The organism is Stenotrophomonas sp. 05N37 (genome assembly GCF_056397365.1).
Map to the genome: position 1 here is coordinate 660,158 of NZ_JBFTNG010000002.1, position 16,220 is coordinate 676,377.

18 protein-coding genes and 5 tRNA genes are annotated in these 16,220 nt (G+C 68.8%); 17 read left to right on the forward strand and 6 right to left on the reverse strand.

What is annotated here, in order from left to right; all coding sequences use genetic code 11:
- Positions 1-47: 47 nt before the first annotated feature.
- The 4 genes from AC1DGC_RS09585 to AC1DGC_RS09600 all read left to right on the forward strand — a co-directional run bounded on the left by AC1DGC_RS09585 (position 48) and on the right by AC1DGC_RS09600 (position 4,056).
- On the forward strand, positions 48-1,457 hold the full coding sequence (locus tag AC1DGC_RS09585; protein ID WP_259204462.1) for a hypothetical protein: 1,410 nt from the start codon (positions 48-50) through the stop codon (positions 1,455-1,457).
- Complete coding sequence (uvrC, locus tag AC1DGC_RS09590; RefSeq protein WP_259204464.1) at positions 1,454-3,301, forward strand: excinuclease ABC subunit UvrC; 1,848 nt, start codon at positions 1,454-1,456, stop codon at positions 3,299-3,301. Before AC1DGC_RS09585 ends, uvrC begins: the two co-directional genes overlap by 4 nt.
- 9 nt (positions 3,302-3,310) lie before the next feature.
- Entirely contained in the window at positions 3,311-3,934 is a 624-nt protein-coding gene (gene pgsA / locus AC1DGC_RS09595; protein WP_259204466.1) for a CDP-diacylglycerol--glycerol-3-phosphate 3-phosphatidyltransferase, read from the forward strand.
- A 46-nt stretch (positions 3,935-3,980) separates the two neighbouring features.
- A tRNA-Gly gene (locus tag AC1DGC_RS09600) sits at positions 3,981-4,056 on the forward strand.
- A 101-nt stretch (positions 4,057-4,157) separates the two neighbouring features.
- Here AC1DGC_RS09600 and AC1DGC_RS09605 read toward each other — a convergent pair.
- Positions 4,158-4,673, reverse strand: a complete 516-nt coding sequence (locus AC1DGC_RS09605) for a hypothetical protein (protein WP_394164667.1) — start codon at positions 4,671-4,673, stop codon at positions 4,158-4,160.
- 300 nt (positions 4,674-4,973) lie between these two features.
- On the opposite strand from AC1DGC_RS09605, the gene AC1DGC_RS09610 reads away from it, so the two are divergent.
- On the forward strand, positions 4,974-6,086 hold the full coding sequence (locus tag AC1DGC_RS09610) for an NAD(P)/FAD-dependent oxidoreductase (RefSeq protein WP_478047731.1): 1,113 nt from the start codon (positions 4,974-4,976) through the stop codon (positions 6,084-6,086).
- Positions 6,087-6,111: 25 nt separating this feature from the next.
- Here the strand turns inward: AC1DGC_RS09610 and AC1DGC_RS09615 are convergent, their stop codons facing one another.
- Positions 6,112-6,555: a hypothetical protein gene (locus AC1DGC_RS09615; RefSeq protein WP_478047732.1), complete on the reverse strand. Its 444-nt coding sequence runs from the start codon at positions 6,553-6,555 to the stop codon at positions 6,112-6,114.
- Between the two features lie 242 nt (positions 6,556-6,797).
- Between AC1DGC_RS09615 and AC1DGC_RS09620 the strand changes: the two genes are divergently transcribed.
- From AC1DGC_RS09620 to AC1DGC_RS09645, 6 genes are all read left to right on the forward strand, one after another.
- Positions 6,798-6,873, forward strand: a tRNA-Gly gene (locus AC1DGC_RS09620).
- Positions 6,874-7,019: 146 nt separating this feature from the next.
- A tRNA-Gly gene (locus AC1DGC_RS09625) sits at positions 7,020-7,095 on the forward strand.
- Positions 7,096-7,169: 74 nt separating this feature from the next.
- A tRNA-Cys gene (locus tag AC1DGC_RS09630) sits at positions 7,170-7,243 on the forward strand.
- A gap of 151 nt (positions 7,244-7,394) precedes the next feature.
- Positions 7,395-7,844 carry a BLUF domain-containing protein gene (locus AC1DGC_RS09635; protein ID WP_394164664.1) on the forward strand — a complete coding sequence of 150 codons (450 nt, stop codon included), beginning with the start codon at positions 7,395-7,397 and terminating at the stop codon, positions 7,842-7,844.
- 86 nt (positions 7,845-7,930) lie between these two features.
- Positions 7,931-8,149: a hypothetical protein gene (locus AC1DGC_RS09640; protein WP_259204472.1), complete on the forward strand. Its 219-nt coding sequence runs from the start codon at positions 7,931-7,933 to the stop codon at positions 8,147-8,149.
- Positions 8,150-8,413: 264 nt separating this feature from the next.
- Positions 8,414-8,650 carry a hypothetical protein gene (locus AC1DGC_RS09645; protein ID WP_259204473.1) on the forward strand — a complete coding sequence of 79 codons (237 nt, stop codon included), beginning with the start codon at positions 8,414-8,416 and terminating at the stop codon, positions 8,648-8,650.
- 58 nt (positions 8,651-8,708) lie between these two features.
- Here AC1DGC_RS09645 and AC1DGC_RS09650 read toward each other — a convergent pair whose 3' ends face one another.
- Together AC1DGC_RS09650 and AC1DGC_RS09655 are read right to left on the reverse strand one after the other, a co-directional pair.
- Positions 8,709-9,800: a 4Fe-4S dicluster domain-containing protein gene (locus AC1DGC_RS09650; RefSeq protein ID WP_478047733.1), complete on the reverse strand. Its 1,092-nt coding sequence runs from the start codon at positions 9,798-9,800 to the stop codon at positions 8,709-8,711.
- Between the two features lie 2 nt (positions 9,801-9,802).
- Positions 9,803-10,099: a hypothetical protein gene (locus AC1DGC_RS09655; protein ID WP_259204476.1), complete on the reverse strand. Its 297-nt coding sequence runs from the start codon at positions 10,097-10,099 to the stop codon at positions 9,803-9,805.
- Between the two features lie 199 nt (positions 10,100-10,298).
- On the opposite strand from AC1DGC_RS09655, the gene AC1DGC_RS09660 reads away from it, so the two are divergent.
- The 3 genes from AC1DGC_RS09660 (at position 10,299) to AC1DGC_RS09670 (ending at position 12,622) form a co-directional block, all read left to right on the forward strand.
- Positions 10,299-10,751 carry a group III truncated hemoglobin gene (locus AC1DGC_RS09660; protein ID WP_259204478.1) on the forward strand — a complete coding sequence of 151 codons (453 nt, stop codon included), beginning with the start codon at positions 10,299-10,301 and terminating at the stop codon, positions 10,749-10,751.
- A 44-nt stretch (positions 10,752-10,795) separates the two neighbouring features.
- Complete coding sequence (gene hemN, locus AC1DGC_RS09665) at positions 10,796-12,205, forward strand: oxygen-independent coproporphyrinogen III oxidase (RefSeq protein WP_478047813.1); 1,410 nt, start codon at positions 10,796-10,798, stop codon at positions 12,203-12,205.
- Positions 12,206-12,535: 330 nt separating this feature from the next.
- Positions 12,536-12,622 (forward strand) — tRNA-Leu (locus AC1DGC_RS09670).
- 30 nt (positions 12,623-12,652) lie between these two features.
- Here AC1DGC_RS09670 and AC1DGC_RS09675 read toward each other — a convergent pair.
- The gene (locus AC1DGC_RS09675) at positions 12,653-13,204 is read right to left on the reverse strand and encodes a hypothetical protein (RefSeq protein ID WP_478047734.1); all 552 of its coding nucleotides are present in this window, start codon (positions 13,202-13,204) and stop codon (positions 12,653-12,655) included.
- Here AC1DGC_RS09675 and AC1DGC_RS09680 point away from each other — a divergent pair.
- A complete protein-coding gene (locus AC1DGC_RS09680) occupies positions 13,190-13,882 on the forward strand; it encodes a glutathione S-transferase family protein (RefSeq protein WP_478047735.1) in 693 nt (230 codons plus the stop codon). The genes AC1DGC_RS09675 and AC1DGC_RS09680 overlap by 15 nt on opposite strands.
- Here AC1DGC_RS09680 and AC1DGC_RS09685 read toward each other — a convergent pair whose 3' ends face one another.
- Positions 13,883-14,395: a phosphohydrolase gene (locus tag AC1DGC_RS09685; RefSeq protein ID WP_478047736.1), complete on the reverse strand. Its 513-nt coding sequence runs from the start codon at positions 14,393-14,395 to the stop codon at positions 13,883-13,885.
- A gap of 105 nt (positions 14,396-14,500) precedes the next feature.
- Between AC1DGC_RS09685 and AC1DGC_RS09690 the strand changes: the two genes are divergently transcribed.
- The gene (locus AC1DGC_RS09690; RefSeq protein ID WP_478047737.1) at positions 14,501-15,484 is read left to right on the forward strand and encodes a TraB/GumN family protein; all 984 of its coding nucleotides are present in this window, start codon (positions 14,501-14,503) and stop codon (positions 15,482-15,484) included.
- A 111-nt stretch (positions 15,485-15,595) separates the two neighbouring features.
- Positions 15,596-16,051 carry a BLUF domain-containing protein gene (locus AC1DGC_RS09695; RefSeq protein WP_259204488.1) on the forward strand — a complete coding sequence of 152 codons (456 nt, stop codon included), beginning with the start codon at positions 15,596-15,598 and terminating at the stop codon, positions 16,049-16,051.
- Positions 16,052-16,220 lie beyond the last annotated feature (169 nt).

Genomic DNA, 16,220 nt, shown 5'->3' on the forward strand with positions numbered 1-16,220 from the left:
GCGCCGGCACGACGATTGCATGACGCCGACTCCGGCATAATCGGGGCATGAACGTACAGCCTGTCCAGGACCTGCCCGAATTCGCCACGTGGCTCAACGCCACGCCCACCACCCTGACCGAACTGCGTGGGCGGCCGGTGGTGCTGGCCTTCGTCAATGCCGCCTCGGTATGGTGCGCGCAGCGCCTGGCCGAACTGGGCCAATGGCAGTCGCGCAACCCCGGCAAGCTCCAGCTGCTGGTCCTGCAGGTGCCGCGCTTCGATTGCGAGCGCGAGCCGGAGCAGGCGCTCAAGCTGCTGCGGCGGCAGGGCCTGACCGCGCCGGCGCTGCTCGATGCCGACTGGGATGGCTGGCGCCGTTTCAACATCACCGCCTGGCCGACGCTGGTACTGCTGGATGCGCAGGGCCGCGAACGTGATCGTCTGGTCGGGTTCGGCGGGGAACTGGAACGCGCGCTCACCGCGTTGTGCGAGGACAGCAGCCGCCCGGCCGACGCCGAGCCGGCGCGCGAGCTGCATCCCGAGCCGCGCCTGCCGTTGCGGTTCCCGGTGGGCCTGGTCGCCACGACCGAACGCCTGTACATCGCCGACAGCGGCCACCACCGGGTGCTCGAGTGCAGTCATGGCGGCCGCGTGCTGCGCCAGTTCGGCCTGGGCACCGCCGACTTCATGGACGGTGGCCCCGGCGAAGCCGCGTTCAACCGGCCGCAGGGCCTGGCCCTCGAGCGCGATGCGCTGTACGTGGCCGACACCGGCAACCATGCGCTGCGTCGCATCCATCTGCTGACCGGCCAGGTCGACACCCTGTGCGGCACCGGTCGCCCCGGCGAGCCCATCGAGGGCGTGGTCGAGCAACCGCGGCGGGTACCGCTGAACCACCCGCAAGGGCTGGCCGTGGCCGACAACCAGATCCATATCGCCATGGCCGGCGACAACCGCATCTGGAGTTACCACCTCGGCCAGCGCACCTTGAACTGGCGCGCCGGTTCCGGGGCCATCGAGGAGCGCGACGGCAGCGGCCACCTGGCCGCGTTCGCGCAGCCGGCCTCGGTCGCCGCCGTGCAGCAGGTGCTGTACGTCTGCGATGCGCTGGGCTCGTCGATCCGGGCGATGCAGCTGCGCGGCGACCTGGTCCAGACCCTGGTCGGCCAGGGCCTGTGGTCGTTCGGCGAACAGGATGGCCCGCGCGCGCTGGCGCAGTTGCAGCACCCGCAGGCGATCGCCCTGAGCCCGGACGCCCCCCTGCTGTGGATCGCCGATGCGGGCAACGGGCGCCTGCGCACCTTGCGCCTGGGCGGCGGTGAACTGAGCACGCTGGAACTGCCGCGCCGCCTGCATGGGCCGGCCGGCCTGGCCCTGGGCGGTGGCGCGGTGTGGATCGCCGAGACCGACGCCCACGCCGTGCTGCGTTTCGATCCGGTCAGCGGCGTACTGAGCGACGTCCCGATCAGCGAATGACCGTGTCCACCGCTCCGGCCTTCGATGGCAAGGCATTCGCGGCCCACCTGAGTACCGCGCCCGGCGTCTACCGCATGTACGCCGCCGACGACAGCCTGCTGTACGTCGGCAAGGCGCGCGCGCTGCGCAATCGCGTGGGCAGTTACTTCAACGGCACGCCCAAGACCACGCGGATCATGTCGATGCTGTCGCAGGTCGCGCGCATGGACGTGACCGTGACCCGCTCGGAGGCCGAGGCGCTGCTGCTGGAAAACCAGCTGATCAAGTCGCTGTCGCCGCGCTACAACGTGTCCCTGCGCGACGACAAGACCTATCCGCACGTGCTGCTCACCCGCGAGGAGTGGCCGCGCATCGCGCTGCATCGCGGCCCGCGCGCGGTGCCGGGGCGCTACTTCGGCCCGTATCCCGGCGTGACCGCGGTGCGCGACACGCTCAACCTGATGCACAAACTGTTCAAACTGCGCAGCTGCGAGGACAGCGTGTTCCGCAACCGCACCCGGCCGTGCCTGCAGTACCAGATCGGCCGTTGCAGCGCGCCCTGCGTGGACCTGGTGCCGGCCGGCGACTACGCCGAGTCGGTGCGACGCGCCTCGATGTTCCTGGAGGGCAAGAGCGACCAGCTCGGCCGCGAGCTGGGCACCCAGATGCAGGCGGCCAGCGAAGCGTTGGAGTTCGAGCAGGCCGCGCGCCTGCGCGACCTGATCACCGCGCTGCGCAGCATGCAGACCCGCCAGTACGTGGACGGCCGCGCCGCCGACCTGGACGTGCTGGCCTGCGCTACCCAGGGCGCCAACGCCTGCGTGATGCTGCTGGCCTTCCGTGATGGCCGCAACATGGGCACGCGCCCGTTCTACCCGCGCACCAACGGCGAGGAAAGCGCCGAGGAAGTGCTGGCCGCGTTCGTCTCGCAGTACTACGCCGAGCATTCGCCGCCGCGCGAGATCCTGCTCGATCGCGAGATCCCCGATGCCAGCCTGATCGAATCGGCGCTGTCGGCCTCGGCCGAGGTCAAGGTGCAGCTGAAATGGAACGTGCGCGGCGAGCGTGCCGGCTATGTGGAGTTGGCCAGCCGCAATGCGCAGATCACCCTGGTCAGCGAACTGAGCAGCCGCAGCGCCCAGCATGCGCGCAGCGAAGACCTGCGGCAGATGCTGGGGCTGGCCGAACAGGTCAAGCGGGTGGAGTGCTTCGATATCAGCCACACCATGGGCGAGGCCACCGTCGCCTCCTGCGTGGTGTTCGATGCCAGCGGCCCGGTGCGCAGCCAGTACCGCCGCTTCAACATCAGCGGCATCGAGCCGGGCGACGACTACGCCGCGATGCGCCAGGCCATCGAGCGTCGCTTCCGCCGCGCGGTGGAAGAAGACGGCGTGCTGCCGGACCTGCTGCTGATCGACGGCGGTGCCGGCCAGCTCGGCCAGGCCCAGGCGGCACTGGCCGACCTGGGCGTGGAAGGGGTGATGCTGGTGGGCGTGGCCAAGGGCGTGGAGCGCCGGGCGGGGCACGAGGCGCTGGTGCTGCCTGACGGCCGCGAACTGCGGCCCGGGGCGGCGTCGCCGGCCCTGCAGTTCATCCAGCAGGTGCGTGACGAGGCCCACCGGTTCGCCATCACCGGCCACCGTGGGCGTCGCCAGAAGGCGCGCATGACCAGCAAGCTGGAAGACATCGCCGGCATCGGCCCGCGCCGTCGCGCCAGCCTGCTCAAGCATTTCGGCGGCCTGGTCGGGCTCAAGGCCGCCGGCGAAGCGGAAATCGCGAAAGTGGAGGGCATCAATGACGCCCTCGCTGCACGCATCTACGCTAACCTTCATGGACTGCCCACGCCCGACGCGGCGGGCGAGTAGAGAGATGCGATGAAGTTGACCCTCCCCACCTGGCTCACCCTGCTGCGGATCGTGATGATCCCGGTGCTGGTACTGGTGTTCTACCTCCCCTACAAATGGACCAATTTCGCCTCCGCGGCGATCTTCGGCCTGGCCGCCATCACCGATTGGCTGGATGGCTGGATCGCGCGCCGCTACAACCTGGCGTCCGCGTTCGGTGCGTTCCTGGACCCGGTGGCCGACAAGCTGATGGTGGCCGTCGCGCTGTTCCTGATCGTGCAGGGCCATCCGACCGCATGGATGGCCGTCTGGGCGGCGGTGATCGTCGGGCGTGAAATCGCCGTTTCCGCGCTGCGCGAATGGATGGCCGAAATCGGCCAGCGCGCCAAGGTGCGGGTGGCGCTGATCGGCAAGATCAAGACCACCGCGCAGATGGTGGCGCTGCTGTGCCTGCTGTATTCGGTGGCACCGCATACCCCGATGCAGGACATCTGGATGGGCGTGCAGGTCTTCCACATCGGCGACTGGACCCTGGCGATCGCCTCGATCCTCACCCTGTTCTCCGGTCTGCAGTACCTGCATGCGGCATGGCCGAGCCTGCGTGAGGACGAACGTGCGGCACGGGAAAACGCACGGGCGAAAAAGAATGGCTGAGGGCTGTTGACACCTGCGCATTTGGTTGTAGAATTTCGCCTCCCAAGCGGGAATAGCTCAGTTGGTAGAGCGCAACCTTGCCAAGGTTGAGGTCGCGAGTTCGAGTCTCGTTTCCCGCTCCAGATACCGGTTTTCCAGTCAATTGATCGGCATGGAAGCCAAACGAAAAAGCGACCGCAAGGTCGCTTTTTTCGTTTGCGCGGCGTGCCGCGCGCCGTACCGATCAGGGCGCAGCCAGCGGCGCGGCCGTGCAATCGTCCTGGACGGTCAGCCGTTCATCGCGGATGCCGACGCAGCGCTGCACGGCGGTGTCCTCCTGCATGGCGGCAAAGCTCACCAGCCAGGGCGCTGGCACGGGACGGAAGGCGGTGGCAGGATCGGCCAGGTCCACGGCCTGTGCGATCGAGTGCAGGCAGCTCTGCAACATCATGACGTCCAGCGCCACCAATGCGCCATCGCGCACCGCCAGCAACAGCAACCCGTCTTCCTGCCCGGCGCCGCAATAGCCCATCGGCGCGGCGGGGCGCGACGGCGCGCTGATGAACAGCAGCAGGCTGTTGTCCGGTTCGGCCGCGCCGCGGTGACGGCCCAGCACGAGTGCCGTGTCCGAGCGGGACAGCGCATCACGCAAGGTGCTGTTCATCCGCAGCGGGATCGCTGCGGAGGCCGCCAGCAGCTGTGCGCTGCCGTGGACGCTGTCGATGTGCAGGCGTGCGCCGCTGCCATCTGTCAGGGGCACGCTGATCGGGGCAGGCGCCGCCGTCGCCGTCGCCGGTAGTACAACGGCAACGGCGACCCCCCGCATCGTCGCGCGCACGCATCGCAGTACCCGGCTGAAGCGGCCAACGCGTGTCGGGCGCATCGCAGCCGGTGCGGTAACGATGGTGTCCAGGCCGGTGTTCATGTCGCCGATTGTCCCATGCAGCACGCGCGATGGTGATCCGCCATGCCGCTTCATACCCGCTTCACCGGCACTTCATGGCGTCTCCGCCGGCGCCCGTGATCCTGCGCGCCTGGACATGCAGAGGAGAGTCGCCCAATGGAGAGCGTTGCATCGCCCTACGACTGGGACCTGGTGGTGGTGGGTGCCAGCTTCGCCGGCGCGGCCTGCGCGTTGGCCGCCGCGCAGTACGGGCTGCGCGTGTGCGTGCTCGAGCGCAAGACCGACCCCGGGGCGCGCCTGCATACCACCGGCATCATCGTGAAGGAGGCGATCGAACAGACCTGGCTCGGCCGCGCGCCCGCAACGCTGCTGCAGCGCGTGGAGCGCGTGCGTCTGTACGCGCCGAACCTGCGCAGCGTGCTGCTGGCTGCGCCCGGGTACTACTTCATGACCACCGACACCCCCAACCTGCTGCGCTGGCTGTCAGCCGAACTGCGCGGCAATGGCGTGGACCTGCGGCTGGGCCAGGCGTTCACCCAGGCGCAGCGTGACGGCGACGGCTGGCGGGTGGAGGGGGCCGGGCGGACGCGTTACCTGATCGGCGCCGATGGCGCGACTTCGCGCGTGGCCCAGCGCACCGGCCTGGGTCGGGTGCGGGACACCCTCTACGGTGTGGAACAGGAATTTGCCGGCGTGCAGCTTGCCGAAGCCGGTGCGCTGCACTGTTTTGCCAGCAAGCGCTTCGCGCCGGGCTACATCGGCTGGGTCGCGCAGAACCCGACGGGCGTGCAGGTGGGCCTGGCACTGCGCCACGATCCGGCCAACGCACGGCAGCCGGACCTGGACGGTTTCCTGCAGCACGTGCGCAGCGTGGTCGGCCTGCCGACCTCCGCCCGGCCCAGCGCCACGCGTGCCGGGCTGGTGCCGTGCGGGCTGCCGGATGGGCCGATCACCGCGCCCGGGGTGATCCTCACGGGCGATGCGGCGGGAATCGTTTCGCCGCTGTCGGCCGGCGGCATCCATTCCTCGTGGCGCCATGGATGGGCCGTCGGCGATGCGGCGGGATTGCACCTGCGAGGCAAGGGAGCGGCGGCGGAAGCCGTCGCCCGGCAGGCCGCCCCCACGTTCCGTCGCAAGCGGCTGATGCGCTGGGCGATGGATCACCTGCAGATGGACTGGCCGCTCAACCTGCTGCTGCAGTCCGCCGCCATGCGGCGGACGGCAGAGCAGGTCTACTTCCACCGGCGTGGCATGCGGGTGGGCGGGTAGCGGAGGGGGAGGGCCCGAGGCCGTGTCACACCGCCGTGCGCCGGGCTGCTCGCCAGCGGTACAGGCGCTTGAACAGGCACGCGGCAACGTCCGCGAACATGGCGATCAGCAGGCACGCATCCAGGGCAAGCAGCCACAGAAGATGCGCGCCCTGTGCCGGTGGCTGGTGCATCGCAATCAGGACCCAGTAGACACTCCAGGCCAGCATCAGCACGGTAGTGAGCAGCAGGCGTCGCCAGCGACGATGGCTGCGCCAGGGCCGCACCATGGCGCAGACCATGGCGATCTCGATGGCGGATACCACGCAAAGCACGCTGACGGCCCTGACCGGGTAGGGCGGTTCGATACCGTCGAACAAGCGAGGTCGCCCATGGTCCGGCTGGAAACCGGCGTGGATGTATATGGCGGCGACAATGGCCCAGACCCGTATTGCTTCTATCCAGGAGGAGCGGGACAGGGAGGTTGTCACGTGGAGGCGTGAAGCAGCGGGGGGGGGGGGGCCTTGTTTTAGCCCGCGTCTTCATGCGTTGGAATGCAACTACGTGCAATCGATCGCCGCAGCAGGCGGCTCCCGCGCCGCTCCTTTCGCGTGAACAAGGCTGTTGACGGCGTGAAGGAATCCCGACACAATAGCGCTCCTTCGACGCAGGTCGATGGGCCGACAGCCTCCAGCGCCTCACGGTGCGGTGTGGTCGGGGCAAGCGAAAGTCTGCGGGAATAGCTCAGTTGGTAGAGCGCAACCTTGCCAAGGTTGAGGTCGCGAGTTCGAGTCTCGTTTCCCGCTCCAGATTTCGACAGGGCCCCTCGGGGGCCTTGTTTTTCTCCGCGGTGGCACGCGGGCATCCTGATCGGCACGCCCGGTCGGCATGTGAAATAAAGTGTGAAAAGGCTGGTGTGTTACCTGCGGTTTCGGTAAGATACGCGCCTGATTTTGCGGGAATAGCTCAGTTGGTAGAGCGCAACCTTGCCAAGGTTGAGGTCGCGAGTTCGAGTCTCGTTTCCCGCTCCACATCCAGACCAGGCCCCGTTCTCGGGGTCTTGTTTTATCGGGGTATGATTACCCGGGTAAGCGGTAAGGTCACCGGCCTGGTGGCAGAGTGGTTATGCACCGGACTGCAAATCCGTTGAGATGGGTTCGATTCCCGTCCAGGCCTCCAGAGTCAAGCAAGAGCCCGCGCAAGCGGGCTCTTTGCGTTGGACCGCCGCCCGCCGCGTCGCTGCCCTGACATTATCTGAACGCTTCAGTCAGCGGCTTTATTCATCTGTCTGAAAGTGACAGCATGACCGCCTATTTCAAGGATACAGCCGATGCCACTTCGCGCGATTGCCTACGTCAGTGAGGCGTCCGCCGGATTGTCCAGCAGCATGCTGGATACGTTGGTCGAGGACGCTACCCGCTTCAACTCCCTCGCCGGAGTCACCGGGGTATTGCTGTTCGATGGCCAACGGTTCCTGCAGTACTTCGAAGGCCCCGAGGACGGCGTCGCCGCGGTCCACGAGCGTGTGCGCCAGGCCCGCAGCCACGGGGAAATCACCGAGCTGAGCCGCGGCTGGGTGCCGCAGCGCTACTTTCCCTATTGGGGCATGCGCTGGCTGGCGGTGGATCCGGCATTGATCCAGCAGTTGTCGGCCGGCGACTGGGCCGGCTTCGCACGCGGGCTGGAGCAGGGCCCGCCCGCCGAGGGTGCGCTGAGCCAACTGCTTGGGCTGGTGGTGCGCACCCTGGAACTGCCGCCGCCCGTCCCCGCCGGGGGATGAGCCTGCCAGGGGGGGGCACGGACCTTCACCTGTTCAGGACGATGGCCTGACCAAGATGGACGCCGGTCCCCCGTGAGGTTGCGTTGATGGCTCTGGCCCTGTTGTTTGCCGCCGGCGCGCCCGGTTCGTTCTGGGCGTCCCCCAGCAACGTGAGTGGTGTGGTGTGGGTGCTGATCGGGCTGGCCGGCATCGCGTTCTCGCTGGTGCTGGCCAAGGCGCTGAAGCGCTTCAACGGCCTGGTGTGGGCGCTGCTGCTGGCCGGGATCGGCATCGGCGTGTATGGCGCCTGGCGGCTGGGGAGCTGAGCGCGCCGCCCGTGCCGCGCTGACATCACCCTGTCACCGCCCCCCGGGCATGCTGCCTGTGCGCGAGCGCACCGGGATGAACCATTCAGCGACTTCTCCGGCTGCGACCCACGCGGCGATTGACTTCGTGCGAAGACCGTGCAAATTTCGGGTGAATCGCAAGTGAATTCTTCGCTGGCCGGGGGTCTTTGTTGTCTTTGCGCGACAAGCTGCACACAGGGTGGTTGCTCGTCTCCGATGCAGGGCAGGTCCAAGGGAGGTCGTATGCAATACGGCGTACATGACTTGGCTGACGGCGTGCGCACCGAGCTGGAAGCCAGTTACAGCAAGCATGGCTGCGGCCCGGAGTTCTGGACGACCTATCAACAGGTACTGGAGCGGTTGGTGCCCAAGGGGCGCAGTCGCACCCAGGTCACCAATGAGCTGGCGTTGATCATCGAGCAGCTGGGCATCGTCCGGCGGGCGCAGATGGTGCCGCCGCGAACGACGCGCACGCGCTGATTCCGGTTGGGGGACCGGGCCATCCATCGATGGCAGGCAAGACGCGGGGAACCCGTGCTTACAACCGATGCAGGCCGATACCCAGCAGCACCAGCAGGGTGGCCAGCGCCGTGAGCGTGCGCGGACGCAGCCAGCGCGTGGGACGCTGGCGGGTGCGGTTGAGACTGGCATGGCCGATCAGCCCGGTCGGGAAGCCCGAGGCGCGCATCTGCGCGTCGCACGCATCCACGCAGCCGCCACAGGCAATGCAATCCGGATGCGGGCCGCTGCGGATATCCAGCGCCATCGGGCACACCTGCACGCAGGCCGCGCAATCCACGCAGTCGCCGAGGCGGTCATCGGGGAAGCGCGGCATCGGGCCGGCCAGCGCCGGGTGCGCGGCGCGAAACGCGTAATCGTTGGCGCTGACTGGATCGAGCAGGCCACGTCCGCGCTGCATCACGGCCCCTTGCCCGGGCGCGCGCGGGCCGCGCGGCTCGCCCCGGCGCGCGTCGTAGTACACCTGCGGGGTATCGGCATCGCACAGGCTGGGGCAGGCCCGCGCGAACGGGCACAGGTCGATGCAGACCTGCTCGCGCAGGAAGCCCGCGTTGCCCCAGGTGGCCAGGGCGTAGAACAGCACCCAGAAGGTGACCCAGGCAGTCCACGCGCTTGGCCACCGGGCGTCCACCAGGTCCTGGATCGGGGTGAACAGGCCGACGAAGGTGATCCCGGTCCATGCCGCCACCAGTGCCCACGCCGCGTGCTTGGCTGCGCGTGCCAGCCGCGGATGGCGCAGATGCCGGGCGGTGGTGCGCTCGATCCGGCGGAACAACGCGCTCCACAGGGTCTGCGGGCAGCCGTACCCGCACCAGACCCGGCCAGCCAGGGTGGTGAGCAGCACCAGGCCGGTGGCCAGCACCGCCAACAGGCCGAGCAGCACGCCCAGGTCCTGCGGCCAGAGGGTCAGGCCGAACAGGTCGAAGCGTCGCGCGGGCAGGTCGAACAGCAGGGCCTGGCGGCCCTCCCAGCGCAGCCACGGCAGCAGGTAGAACAGGGCCAGCAACGCGGCCGACAACAGGGCGCGCCAGCGCAGCGCCCGGCGCGGCCGCGGCGGGGACGGGGAGGCGGTCGCGGGCTCGACCAGCTGCAGGTGCAGTCGCCGCGGCATGGTCAGCCCAACGGCACGTCGTCGGCGTCGCGGCGCATCGGCCGCAACAGGTACCAGGTCACGCTGCTGGCCGCGGCGGTCACGGCCCAGAACATGAAGAAGCCCAGCGTGTAGCCCAGCTCGCGGCTGAGCGCGTGCTGCGGGAAGCTGATGTCGCGCAGCATTAGGGGGTCGACGAAGGCGAAGAACACCATGCAGGCCAGGCCCGCGGCGACGAAGCTGGGCCACAGGATGGCGCCCCATTGCTGGATCAACTGCCGGCGGCGGCTGGGCGCGGGCGGGAGGTGCAGGTCGGTCATTGCGGCCACGGTCAGGAGGGGAGGGCAGGGCGCGGCTATACTTGGCCACGGTCGTGGTGCGCCGGCGCGCAGGCTGTCGAGGCTCACAGACTAGGGCGGCACTACAGCCCCGACATTGATCCTGATCAAGGCACCGCGGGGCCTGCGCGCGCATCCTGCGCTGCACACGCCGCGGACCGCCGCCGCAGAGGACTCCCCCATGCTGGACCCGTCCGCCACCGCGCTGCCCACGCCCTCGCTGGCGTTGTGCAGCGAGCAGGAAGTCACCCGGCTGGTGCACGATTTCTATGCGCGCGTGCGTGGCGAAGCGCGCCTGGCGCCGGTGTTCGCCGCGCGCGTGGACGATTGGGACGCGCACCTGGCCCAGCTGGTGGATTTCTGGTCGGCGATGCTGCGCGGCACCCGCCGTTTCAGCGGCGCGCCGATGCCCAAGCACATGGCCATGGATGAACTCGACCGCGATCTGTTCGATCGTTGGCTGGCGTTGTTCCGCCAGACCACGGCCGAGAGCGGCAACCTGCCCATGCAACGCCTGGCCGACGATGTCGCCACGCGTATCGCCGATACCTTCTGGCGCCGCTTCCAGATGCTGCGCTGGCCGCAGTTGCCGGTGGCCGGTGTCATGCCGGCAGGAACGCCGCGGCTGGATTGATCTGGCTCAATGCGCGGCTGCCCGCGCGCGCGCACCCTGACGGCATGCACACGATCCCGCCTGCCGCCGCCGGCCTCGCCTGGCACTTCGACCCGGACCTGCTGCGTCGCCACGACCGCCCCGGCCCGCGTTACACCTCCTATCCGGCCGCGCCGCATTTCCATGACGGCTTCGGCGAGCAGCAGCTGCACGCGGCGATCAACGCCAGCAACGCACGCGCCCGCGCCCTGTCGCTGTATGTGCACGTGCCCTACTGCAGCAGCCCCTGCTTCTACTGCGGGTGCAACCGCGTGATCACCCGCGACCACGGCCGCGGCGTGGCCTACGTGGCGCGCGTGCTCCGCGAGGCGGACCGGATCGCGCCGTTGTTCGATCCGTCGCGCGAGGTCATCCAGCTGCACCTGGGCGGCGGTACGCCCAATTTCCTGGCCGCCGCGCAACTGCGCGCGCTGGTCGACGGGCTGCGCCAGCGGTTCCGCTTCAGCGCGGCCGACAGCCGCGACGTGTCCATCGAACTGGACCCGCGTTTCGTCACCCGCGCCGATATCGCCGGCCTGGCCGAGCTTGGCTTCACCCGCGCCAGCCTGGGCATCCAGGATTTCGATCCGGCGGTGCAGCGTGCGATCAACCGCGAACAGGACGTCGAACAGACCCTGGACATCCTGCGGGCATGCCGCGATCACGGCCTGCGCTCGGTCAACGTCGACCTGATCTACGGCTTGCCGCACCAGACCCCGGCGGGCTTCGCGCAGACGCTGGAAACGGTCTTGCGCGAACGCCCTGACCGGCTGGCGATCTACGGTTACGCGCACCTGCCGCACCTGTTCAAGGCGCAGCGGCAGATTCCCGATGCGGCGCTGCCCAGTCCGGAGCAGAAGCTGGCCCTGCTCGGTCTGGCAGTGCGCCGCCTGACGCTGGCCGGCTACCAGTACATCGGCATGGACCACTTCGCCCTGCCCGGGGAAGACCTGTCGCAGGCGCAGCGCGCCGGGCAGCTGCACCGCAACTTCATGGGCTATACCACGCATGCCGACACCGACCTGGTCGGGTTGGGGGCGAGTGCGATCAGCCACATCGGCGATACCTACAGCCAGAACCCGCGCGACCTTCCGGGCTGGGAGGTCGCGGTGGATGCCGGACGCCTGCCGGTGTGGCGCGGCCTGCACCTGGATGCCGACGACACGCTGCGCGCCGAACTGATCGGCCAGTTGATGTGCCAGGGGCAGGTGGATGGGCGTGCACTGGCGCGCCGCCACGGCGTGGACTTCGAGGTGTATTTCGCCGATGCGTTGATCGCGCTGCAGCGCCTGCAGGACGATGGGCTGGCCGAGTACACCGACGGTGTGGTGCGCAGCACCGAACGCGGCCGGCCCCTGCTGCGCCTGCTGGCCATGTGCTTCGACCGCTACCTGGCACGCCCGGACCAGCCGGTGCGCTACTCGCGGGCGATCTGAGCCGCGTCATCGGTGTCGACCGGCGCGGTAGTGCCGTACCCTGCGCCCGCCACGGTGAGCGGCGCGTTGGATGAAGAAGATGCCGTCACTACCGCGGCATCGGCACCCGAGGCGCAGGCACCGGACGTGCGCCAGACCGCTACCGGGATCAACGCGCAGCCATGACTGGAATCCCGTCGGTGGCGAGCCTGCTGGCTGCGCCAGGGATACCGCGCGAGAACGTACGCATTCTCTCCCACCCCGACGCCCCCACGCAGGTGCTGTTGCCGGCACGGCGAGGCAGCCTGCATTCCCAAACCGGGCGCGATCAGGCACCCTATGCGCGGCGCTGCCCGGATGGCGAAATTGGTAGACGCATCGGACTTAAAATCCGCCGGGGGCAACCCCATGCCGGTTCGATTCCGGCTCCGGGCACCAACGCGGCAAGCACCCCGACGCACCGGTCGGTCAGGGCCAGTTGTCCACGCGGAAATAGAACGTGCGGACGGTGTCACCGTCGCGGAACGCATAGGCGTCGCACCTGCCTGTTTGCCGCCCCGGCTGCAGTGGGCAGGAGGCCAGGCTGCGGTCCTCGAACTCGAATTGCTCCGGCACGTTGAGCGACAGCCAGTTTTTCTGGAGATCGGTCCGGAGCGTTTTATCGCGGGGTCTTAGGTCCCGTCCCTGCACGCTGATGACAATCGGGTCCGAGTCGGTGGCCATCGCCGCGGAGTAGACGAACACGTCGCCCTTTGGCTTGCCGTGCTGCACCACGGAAAACGCGTCGTAGACCTTTCCTTGGACGTCCTCTGCCGCCGCCGGGGGGGTGAGCGAAAGAAGAATGAGCAGGCTGTGCAGGTAACCGATTATCGAGCGGGTGTCCTTTTCGCTGTGTCCGCACGACGATAGCGCATTCCAGGGCGGTTCTGATGGCGCGGCCGATTGCGCCTGCCGGTGTCCTGCGTTGCCGGTAGCATGGGTATTCCCGTCCTGCCCGGTGCCGCCATGCTCACCCTCCATATCGGCAACAAGAACTACTCGTCCTGGTCGATGCGCCCGTGGGTACTGATGACCCAGGCCGGCATCCCGTTCGAGGAGGTGCTGCTGCGCTTCGACAGCTTCGATCCGGCGTCGCAGTTCAAGCGGCAGGCCACCGCGCTGTCGCCGTCGGCGACCGTGCCGGTGCTGGTCGACGACGGCCTGGTCGTCTGGGACACCCTGGCCATTGCCGAGTACCTGGCCGAGCGCTTCCCGGACAAGGCACTGTGGCCGCGGGACGTGGCCACGCGCGCCCTGGCGCGCAGCGTCTGCGCGCAGATGCACAGCGGCTTCGGTGCGCTGCGCCAGCATTTCCCGATGAACATCGAAGCGCATCTGCCGGCGGTGGGTGCGCGCGTGCTGCGTGAGCAGCCGGCGGTGCTGGAGGACCTGGAGCGCCTGCAGTCGCTGTGGGAGGCACTGCTGGCGCGCCACGGCGGGCCGCTGCTGTTCGACGGCTTCAGCATTGCCGACGCTTTCTTTGCCCCGGTGGTGATGCGGCTGAAGACCTACGCGGTGCCGGTCAGCGCGCGCGTGCAGGCCTACATGGCGGCGTTGCTGGCCTTGCCGGGCGTGGCCCGGTGGGTGGCCGATGCGCTCGCCGAGCACGACTTCCGCCCGTTCGAAGAGCCTTACCGGCAGGGCCCCGATCCGGCCTGATCAGGTGCTGGTGGGGGCCGTCGTCGCGGCACCGAGCGCGGCCAGGGCGTGCGTGTACTTGTCGGCCAGCCGCTGGCGCATCGCGTCCGGCAGGTAGTGCAGGCGTGCCGGATCGCTGTTGTCGGCGATGTCGGCCAGCTTGACCTTCAGTGCCAGCGGATTGGCGCGGATGGCAGCGTAGTAGGTGTCGGCTGGCAGGTCCTTGCGCCGGGTCAGGCAGGCCACCGCCGTGCGGATGTGCAGCGGGAACGCGTCCACCTCGTTGGCGAACGCCGGGCAGTCTTCCACCACGTCGTGCAGCCAGGCGACTGCTTCGGCGTCGGCATCGCCGTGCACCCGCGCGGCCACGCGCGCGACGTGGCCGATGTAGGGCCGGCCGGCCTTGTCGGTCTGGCTGGCATGCGCGCGGCGCGCCAGGGCTTCGGCATTGCGCAGGGTGTCGATGGGGCCTACTCCGTTGAAGGGCGGTGTCGCATTATGCCGCCCGGGCGGTGCAGGGCAGGGGCAACGCAAACTTTACGCAGCCGCACCCGGCTCCCCGTAGGCTGCGCACGACTCCATCACAGGCAAGGCAGCATGGCGAGCGCGGCGTGGGCAAGGACGACGGTGGCGGTGAGCATGGCGATGCTGTGCGCGGCGGGGATCAACGCACAGCCCGCACCGCCGGCGGCGGCCGGGCAGGCGGCCGTCGTCGACCTTGCACCGGTGGTGGTCTCGGGGGTGCAGCCCGGGCCTGGCATGTGGAAAGTGACGGCCCGCGACGGCCACGTGCTGTGGATCCTCGGCACCGTATCGCCCCTGCCGGCCAAGCTGGACTGGCGCGCCGACGAGGTCGAGGCGGTGGTCGCCAGTGCCGATGAAGTACTGGGGCCGCCGGGCTGGACGCTGGATGCCGACGTAGGGTTCTTCAAGGGGCTGACCCTGCTGCCTTCGGCGATGAAAGCCGCGCATGATCCGCAGGGACGGCGCCTGGAGGAAATCCTGCCGGCCGCGACCTACACCCGGTGGCTGGCACTCAAGCAGCGTTACCTCGGACGCGACCGGGGCGTGGAGAAAGACCGCCCGCTGGTGGCGGCCACGCGGCTGTATACCGAGGCGCTCAAGTCGGTCGGGCTCGGCCGCGGCTCGCCGGTTTCCGCTGTGCTGGACAAAGCCTACAAGGCGCGCGGCCTGAAGCCGGTGGTGACCCGGGTGGTGATCCGGGTCGATGATCCGCGCCAGGCGCTGAAGGAAGCGCGCGCCAGTCCGCTGCAGGATGTGCAGTGCCTGGAGCGCACCCTGGATGTGGTGGAACACCAGTTGCCGCTGCTGGTCGAGCGCGCCAACGCCTGGTCGATGGGCGACACCGAGGCGCTGCAGCGGCTGGCCCTGCAAAGCCAGTACGACGCCTGCGTTGGCGCGATCGCCGAGAGCCCGTTCGGGCGTCGCCGCGGCCTGGCCGCGGTGGACCGGCAGGCGGCGGACAAATGGCAGCAGGTGGCGCGCGCCGCGCTGGCCCGCAACCGCACCACCTTCGCGGTCGTCCCGGTGCATTCCCTGGTAGCGCCCGAGGGGTATCTGGCACGCCTGCAACAGGCCGGCTACGAGGTGCAGGCGCCCTGATCCTGCGAGCGGGAGGCGCACGGTTGCCGGCGTCTCCGCGCACGGTATTCATCTATCCCGACGTCAGGGTTCGTGGCATAGTCAGGGCAGTTCACAGGGGGCTTCACCTGCATGCCGTTGCGTGCGATCGCCTATACCAGCGTCGCCTTCGAAGGGATCCAGGCATCGGATATCGATCGGATCCTGGCGGCCGCGTCCAGCTTCAACAAGATGGCCGGTGTCACCGGGGTGCTGATGTTCGATGGCACCCGCTTCCTGCAGTATTTCGAAGGCCCCGAGGACGGGGTCGATTCGGTCTACCAGCGCGTGGCCAATGCGCGCAGCCACCTGTGCCTGCGCGAACTGGCGCGCGGGCCGGTCGCGGCGCGGCACTTCCCGCGCTGGACCATGACCTCCGCGGCGATCGAGCCGGCGGTGCTCACGGCGATGATCGACCGTCCGTGGGATGGCTTCAGTGCCGCCGCGCCGGTCGATGGCCAGGCGCGGGTCGGCTTCGCACGACTGCTGTCGCTGTGGACCGGCGACTCGGGCGAGCTCGAACCTGCCGCGGTGATGCTGGGTTCGTAACGGAACGGTTCGATCCTCGTAACATGATTCTCACGGGTGGTCGCCTAGCATCTGTCTACCAGCTGTGACCGGTCCTGCGGAAATTCCGACAGGCTGTTCTGAAAGGGTAGTAACCGCAGCTGGACCACTTGTTGGCCGTCGTCCGTACTCTCCGCGGGCGGCGGCTTTG